Origin of the sequence: Hymenobacter lutimineralis, from assembly GCF_008271285.1 — a bacterium.
GTDB classification, from domain to species: Bacteria; Bacteroidota; Bacteroidia; order Cytophagales; family Hymenobacteraceae; genus Hymenobacter; species Hymenobacter lutimineralis.
The window spans coordinates 21570-28907 of record NZ_VTHL01000034.1 but is presented as its reverse complement, the minus strand read 5'-3'; the positions used below and the strand labels follow the sequence as shown (position 1 = coordinate 28907).

Genomic DNA, 7338 nt, shown 5'->3' with positions numbered 1-7338 from the left:
GCCGGCTCAAAGAAGCGCGAGGCTTGGCCACCCGCTACGAGAAAACCGCCGCCTCTTTTTTAGCCGTCGCTCACCTGCTCGCCGCCCTGGATTGGATGCGCTGACTGTCCACACTCTCTAGCATGTACTTGCGGATATCATCCTCCAGGCTCACCCGTTTTTCCAGCACGGCCTGGGCCAGCAGCAGACTCGTAAACGTTTTGCTGACCGAGCCGATTTCGTAAATGGTATGCGGCGTGGGCGCCTGGCTCGTTCCTTTTCGCGTGGTGCCGAAGTTGTAAAAGTAGGTGTGCTTGTCTTTGATGATGCCTATGGAAAGGCCTACTGCGGTGGGTTCTTTGCTGAATGGCCTTCCCTCCCGCTGCACCACCAAGTCAAGCTGTTTATTGGGGTTGCTGCTGGCTGTGGGCGCCGTGGGCTGCCCAAACACAAGGGAAGCCATTAGCAGGAAAAGGCCGGTAAAAAGGGGCGCGCGGTTTGCCGTCATAGAAGTCTGGTTTCCGCAGGACACTGCCGCTGCCCGAAAAGGTTACAGCTGGGCGGCAAGTTTTTAACTCGGCAGGCTGAGCTTTGGGCGGCCGGTCAATTTGCCATGAATTCGAATCAGCGTCAGCAACGCCGCAACGCGAAGTAGCACGTCTCTCCTACGGATGGCTAATCACCTCTTCAGCCCTCTCCAACCTCCTGGCGGCGCAGGACTTTTTCGCACTTTTTCCAGTAGTTGAAAAAGCTGGGGAAATAGCCCGCCACCTCCGGCACCAGCCAGGGACGGGCGTCGTGAGTGCCGGGGTAGTGAGCCGTGGTCGGGTGCTGGCGGGTGTAGATGGCCGGTACGTCGGCCAGGTGGGGCAGCTCCGTCACCTCCCCCACGAAAACCTGGATGCCGGGGATATTGTCGGTGGCCAGCTGCTGGATAAAGGCCAGCACCGCCCCGCTCACCGGGAACCGCCGGAAGTGTGAGGGTTCCAGCACCAGGATGCGGTTGGCGGGCTCGTCGGCGCGCCACTGCGGGTCGAGGTGGTAGCTGTTGTAGAGCAGCAGCGGCCGGGCGGGGTCGATAACCGGGGCGGACGGCGCGGGCAGCGGCGTTGCCAGGTCGGGCGCGACGGTGGCCTGCAGCTCCGAGGGCACGGGCAGCGTAGGCAGCTCGCTGTAGGCTACGTCGAGGTAAGTGTGGCGCTGCTGGCTGCCAGTATAGTGGTTGATGTTTTCCTGGTTGCAGTAATACTGCTTGCCGGCAAACGCGCCGGCTACCCACTGCCAGCTGCAGGTGTTGCTGGCCAGGTCGCCGTCGAGCAGGTGGTAGTAGAGCCAGGCCGCCGGAGCCGACCAGTGCGCCCGCCCGATGCAGCAGGCCAGGCTGGCTACGTACATGCGCAGGTGGTTGTGCAGATAGCCGGTGGCGGGCAGGCGGCGCAGATATCCATCCACGGCCGCAATGCCGGTGCGGGCTTCGGGCAGGGCCCGGGGCAGCTGGTGGTGCCGGGCGCCGGGCTGGGGCTGGCGCAGGTCGCGGAACAGCTCGTCGCCGCGGGCCTCCCACACCCGCTGGAAATAGTCGCGCCAGCCCAACTCACTGGCTAGCTTCTGCATATCCTCGAAGGCGAAGCCGCGGGCCTGCAGGGCCTCGTACACCTGCCGGGTGCTGATGACGCCCCGGCTCAGGTAGGGCGACAGATACGTGAGGGCTCCGTTGAGGAAGTTGCGCGAGCGGCCGTAGCGCACCGGGTCGATGGCCGCTATGCGGTCCAGAATAACCGCGTACTGGGTGGGGAAGCTGATGGCGGGCGCAGCGGCGGGCTCGGGGTGGGCTTGGCCGGCGTGGAGTTTGCGCAGGTGGGTGCTCATGACGGGAAAGGGGCGCTACCGCTTGCTGAGTTTGTTGCGGGAGATGCTGCGCTGCTGGTTGCTCTTGAAGCCGTCTATATCGTCGGGGCGGAGGGCGCGGTGCTTGGTAGCCCGGCCGCTCATGCGCGCCCGCCACATCCGGAATGAGGACGCCTTCATTTCGCGGCGCATCAGGGCAATAACCTCCTTTTCGGCCAAGCCGAACTGCGCCTCAATGGCCTCGAACGGCGTGCGGTCCTCCCACCCCATCTCGATGATGCGGTCAATGTCGTCGGGCGATAAAGGGGCGTTTGCGGGCATACGGCAGCGAATGTGTGCCGGCATGAGGCAGCCGGCGCTTCTGCAACCGTTGGGCTTCGGGGGATGTTTCGGGCGACGACTATAAGCACACAAGGCCGCTCTAGAGCGGCCTTGTGTGCTTATACTGAGGTATCGAATTTACACTCCCGCTTCGGCGGGCTTCTTCTCATGCCGCTGCACGGCCGCCCGAATTCGCGACGCCAAGCCATACAAATCATCCAGCGACGTAATATCGATTCGCTCCCCGCCTTCAACATCAAACAAGGTTACGTACTTCTTGCTCCCGTTGAAGTGCAGGCGGCATATGGGCTTACGGTTGTTATCGTCCAGCAGAATCCCGCAGTAGGACTGCACGTCGCGCATTACCACTCGGTTTACGGCTACCAGCTTGCGCAGAATAGCCCGCACAATCATAAAGCCTTCCGTTTCTTCCACTGTAGTTTCAATTTCCTTGTCAACTGCTTCCGTAGCGGAAGCTGCAGGGGCAACTTCGGTCACTGCGCGGGCTGGCAGTTCTGGTGCTAGCAAAGCATTGCTGGTATCAACCATAGCCGAGCGCAGCCGCATAGTGATTTTGTCATTTAGAAACTGATGGAATGATCGGTGCACCAGCACACTGAATTGCTCCTTAAGCTTTGGTGTTAGTATACCGTCGTAAATCTGTTTGGAAACGAAGTTGATAAAGTCGGCTGAGGGCTGATTGAATTGCTCTTCGAAATACTTCTTGAAGGCCCGCATGTACTTCAGGTTATAGGCCGCAAACAGCATATCATCAATATTGAACGACGGCTTGCTCAGCTTTTTGATTTCGGCCACGTCATTCTCATGAAAATTGAACAAGTCAAATTCCATGAAGGGTCGCTCGTCCATTTTATTGGCCTGCTCCAAGTCTGTAAACAGGCGGTAATGGACGCCATTGGTTAGTACCGCAATACGGGCTTCAGTTACGTGGAAGTAGCGGAACAGCTGACTGGCGTGGTTGATATTCAAGTCGCTGCCAACGTGTTTGCACTCAATAAGGATAATTGGCTTCCCATCACGCATGATGGCATAGTCAATCTTCTCCCCTTTCTTGGTACCGATATCACAGATATATTCTGGCACTACCTCAGTAGGATCGAACACATTGTAACCCAGCGCATTGATAAACGGCATAACTAGCGCCGTTTTCGTAGCCTCTTCGGTCTGAATGTGAACAAGTTGCTTTTGCGCCCGTGAGGCCAGATTGGTAAGTTGGTCAATAAGCTCCATAAATCGAGGATGATATGTTTGTAGATACCTAAATATAACTTTACAAAGCACACAAACAAAAAAGCCACCTCAAACGGGTGGCTTTTTTGTTTGTGTGCTTTGTGTTACATCGACTTCACCGCCGGGGCAGCGGCTGGGGCAGGCGTTACTGCAGCCGTCTTGGCGCCCTTCTTGGCGCAGCAGGAGCCGCCCGCGGTGGCTTTCTCACCGGGCGTGCAGCTGGCTTTGGTGAGGGTGGCGGTGGTTTTCTTGGACTTTTTGCCTTTGGCATCGGTGGGGCCTTCGTTGGCCGCAGCCGAACCTACAAAAGCAAACAGGGCGAGGGCGAGCAAAGCGTTTTTCATGGCAGTTCTTGGAAAAGAAGGAAACAAAAGCGGAAAAGCGGCGGTTGGCTATCCGCCTGCTCTAAGGTAGCAAATAAGCCGCGGCCGTTGCATGCCAGCATCCGGCCGGTGGAGCCGCACGTTATTCTTTCTATGCCCCTTCGCAAACTCGCGCACCTGACGCTCCTGGCCCTCGGGCTGCTCACGGCCCTGGCCGTGTTCTTCGTAGCCCAGCTGCGGTTCAACTACAATTTCAACGACTTCTACCCCGCCGGCGACCCGGACCTGGACTACTACATGGCGTACTCCGGGCGCTTCGGCAACGATAACGACTACGTGCTGCTGGGCCTGGAAGCCCCGGCGGGTCAGACGGTGTTCGAGCCCCGGTTCCTGACCAAGGTCGATTCGCTCACTCAATTTATTCAAAGTCGGCGCCACGTTACGCAGGTGTCGTCGCCCACCACCGCCACCAACCCGGTGGTGGAAGGGCTGGGCGTGTTCAACGTGCCCTACCTGCACCCGCAGGAGCCGCAGCGCCGGGCCCAGGACTCGGCCCTGGTGTACCGCACCCCGGGCCTGGTGGGCAACCTGATTTCCCGGGATGCGCGGGCCGTGACCATCCTGTTCCAGACCTCACCCAACCTCAGCAAGCCGCCCGGCGACTCGCTGCTCACGGCCGTGCGCACGGAGCTGCAGCGCCAGGGTATTCCCGAAACGCAGTACCACCTGGCCGGCAAGATGGTGGCCCAATCGGTGTTTGTGGACCGCCTGCAGGTGGAGCTGATGGTGTTTATGAGCCTTTCGGTGGTGCTCGTGACGGGGCTGCTCTGGCTCACGTTCCGCACGTGGTGGGGCGTGGTACTGCCGCTGGTGGTGGTGCTGGGCTCCATTCTGTGGGGCCTGGGCGTGATGTCGGCCTTCGGAGTCAGCATTGATTTGATGACGGCGTTGCTGCCGGTGATGCTGTTCGTGGTGGGCATGTCCGATACCATCCACATCATCACCCGCTACGTCACGGAACTGGGCTACGGGGCCAGCAAGAAGGATTCGCTGCTAATTGCCCTCAAGGAATCGGGGTTCGGCTCGGGGCTGTCGGCGCTGACGACCAGCATCGGGTTTTTCACCTTGATGACCAGCACCATCCGGCCCATTTACAACTTCGGACTGTTTACGGGTATTGCCGTGCTGCTCACGTTTGCCCTCAGCTTCACCTTGCTGCCGGCCATGCTGGTGCTGCTGCGCAAGCCCCAGCTGCGGGTGCCGCGCGAAACCGGCCACAGCTGGGACGGGGTGCTGGGCCGCATGTTCCGCACGGTGCTGGCCCGGCGGCACTGGGTGGTGGCCATCAGCGCCCTGGTGCTGGGGCTGTCGGTAGCCTCGGCCTCGCGCATCCGTATCAATTCGGCGCTGCTGGATGACTTATCGAAAAACGACCCGGTGAAGCTGGATTTCGCCTTTTTCGAGCGGCAGTTTGCCGGGGTGCGGCCCTTCGAACTGGACTTGAAACCCGGCCCCGGCCGCACGATTTACGACCTGCAGGTGCTGCGCCAGACCGAGCAAGTTGAAGAATACCTGCAGAAAACCTATGGGCTGAACTTCGTGGCCTCGCCCGTCACTATTATTAAATCGGTGCGCAAGGCCCTGAACGGCGGTTTGCTGGAAGAGTACCGCCTTCCCGACTCGGAAGCCGAGCTGGCGCGCTTGACCCGCAAGGTGAAGCTGTTTCGCAAGAAGCCGGAGTTTCGGGCCCTGGCCTTGCCCGACGGCTCCGAAGGCCGCCTCACCGGCCGCATGCCTGATGTGGGCTCCATCCGGGCCGACCAGTTGAACGCGGATTTGCGCCGCTTCCTGCGCACGTCGGTGGATAGTACCGTGCTGCAAACCCGCCTCACCGGCTCGGCCAACCTCATCGACAAAAACAACGAAAACCTCACGCTCAACATGATTACGGGCATGAGCATCGACATCGTGATGGTGACGCTGATTGTGCTGCTGCTCTTCCGCTCGGTGCGCATGACGCTGGTGGTGCTCATCCCCAACCTGGTGCCCATCCTGATTGTGGCCGGAGTGATGGGCGCAGCCGGCGTGAGCATGAAGGTGAGTACTAGTATCATCTTCACCATTGCTTTCGGCATTGCCGTCGATGACACCATCCACTTCATCTCCAAGCTGAAGCTGGTGCTGCTGCAGGAGCCCAGTTTGTTTAAAGCCGTGCGCAAAACCTACCTGATGGCCGGCAAAGCCGTTATCGTCACCTCCCTGATTCTGGTGGGCGGCTTCTCCACGCTTATCTTCTCTTCCTTCGACGGCACGTTTTACGTGGGGCTGCTCATTGGCCTCACGCTGCTGTTCGGGGTAGTGGCCGAGCTGACCTTGCTGCCGATTCTGATTCTGTGGTTTTACCGGCACAAGCCCAAGGAAATCCGCCAGCCGGTGCCGCTGCTGGAGGCGTAGGCAGGCTTCCCGGAGCGCCGTCTATCTTTGCGCCCGATACGCCTATGCCTTTTCCCGCCCATCTTCGAAAAAAAGTAGCGCGTCGCCAGCTCCTGCGGTCCGCCGGAAGAATGCTCCGGCTTGCCCTAGGCGTTGGTTTCATTGGGTGGTTCTTTTACAACTTTTTGGGGCTTGATCTGGTGAAGGTAAACCAGGAAATGGCGCTAGAAGGCGTCGTAACCAAGCGCGAAGTGAACCGCCAGCATTTCAACTGGTACCTCAACCACGACGAATCGGCGTGGTACGACTTCTGGTCATTTGAGCCCGGCGACGCGGCTACCCGGCAGCAAATTACGACCGACAGCCTCGCGTTTATCCGCTCCACGGGCGACGCATCCGGCTACACCTACTATAACACGCTGGGCTATTACCTGCGCCCCGGGGCCCGGCTGCGGAAAGCCGCTCATTCGTCTTACATCACTGTCGTACAAAATCACCAGGTAACGCGGTGGAAATACCGGCCGTAAGGGCATGAGGTAGCCTATCAACTGCGCCAAGCCGCCATCTTTACCCTATGATCAAACGCCTTTTGCCCGTTCTGCTTGTCCTTGCCAGCGCCGCAGCCTTCGCCCAAACGCCCAGCGCCGCCCCCGACGACCCGTTGCCCAGCCTGATCAGGGAGCGGGAAACGCTGGTGCGCCAGTACGAAGAAGCCAATGCCCAGCGCAACGCTTTTCTGGCCAACAAGCCCAGCAAGAAAGATCTGCAGGAAGTAGTGGACGCCCTGAAAGGCATCATCCGCAAGGACACCGAAATTGTGCGGGCCGTGCAGGCCGCCACCCTGCGCAAAACCGCCGCCGTGGTAGCCGAAAACCAGCAGACCAAGCAGCAGATTACCGTGGCCCAAACCGACCAGACCAGCACCCGGGAGCGGTTTCACGACCTGGAAAACCAGATTGCCAACCTGCAGGAGCGGGACCGGCAGCGCACCAAGAAGCTCCAGGAGCTGCAAGCCACTGCCGAAGAAGCCACCGATGCGCGCACCTCGCGTGAGCTGCTGGCCGCCGCCCTGGCCGTGTTGTCGGTGGGGCTGTTGTTCTACGTGCTGAAGCTGCGCGGCCGCCTGAGTGCCGCCCCGGCCCGCCGGCGGAAGTAACCCCTAGCACGTCTTTGTAGAGACGCG

8 protein-coding genes are annotated in these 7338 nt (G+C 60.0%); 3 read left to right on the top strand and 5 right to left on the bottom strand.

Going from position 1 to position 7338, the window contains the following annotated elements; translation table 11 throughout:
• Positions 1-70 precede the first annotated feature (70 nt).
• The 5 genes from FY528_RS20390 to FY528_RS20370 form a co-directional block, all read right to left on the bottom strand.
• Positions 71-442, bottom strand: a complete 372-nt coding sequence (locus FY528_RS20390; RefSeq protein ID WP_149072866.1) for a serine hydrolase — start codon at positions 440-442, stop codon at positions 71-73.
• 224 nt (positions 443-666) lie between these two features.
• Complete coding sequence (locus FY528_RS20385; protein ID WP_149072865.1) at positions 667-1848, bottom strand: FAD-binding domain-containing protein; 1182 nt, start codon at positions 1846-1848, stop codon at positions 667-669.
• A 15-nt stretch (positions 1849-1863) separates the two neighbouring features.
• Complete coding sequence (locus tag FY528_RS20380; RefSeq protein WP_149072864.1) at positions 1864-2148, bottom strand: TIGR03643 family protein; 285 nt, start codon at positions 2146-2148, stop codon at positions 1864-1866.
• A gap of 138 nt (positions 2149-2286) precedes the next feature.
• Entirely contained in the window at positions 2287-3399 is a 1113-nt protein-coding gene (locus tag FY528_RS20375) for a type I restriction endonuclease (protein WP_149072863.1), read from the bottom strand.
• A 104-nt stretch (positions 3400-3503) separates the two neighbouring features.
• Positions 3504-3743 (bottom strand): hypothetical protein, encoded by a 240-nt coding sequence (locus tag FY528_RS20370; protein ID WP_149072862.1) that lies wholly within the window; start codon positions 3741-3743, stop codon positions 3504-3506.
• 132 nt (positions 3744-3875) lie between these two features.
• Between FY528_RS20370 and FY528_RS20365 the strand changes: the two genes are divergently transcribed.
• From FY528_RS20365 to FY528_RS20355, 3 genes are all read left to right on the top strand, one after another.
• On the top strand, positions 3876-6176 hold the full coding sequence (locus FY528_RS20365; RefSeq protein WP_149072861.1) for an efflux RND transporter permease subunit: 2301 nt from the start codon (positions 3876-3878) through the stop codon (positions 6174-6176).
• Positions 6177-6340: 164 nt separating this feature from the next.
• Complete coding sequence (locus FY528_RS20360) at positions 6341-6682, top strand: hypothetical protein (protein WP_149072860.1); 342 nt, start codon at positions 6341-6343, stop codon at positions 6680-6682.
• Positions 6683-6729: 47 nt separating this feature from the next.
• Entirely contained in the window at positions 6730-7311 is a 582-nt protein-coding gene (locus FY528_RS20355; RefSeq protein ID WP_149072859.1) for a hypothetical protein, read from the top strand.
• Positions 7312-7338: the final 27 nt, after the last annotated feature.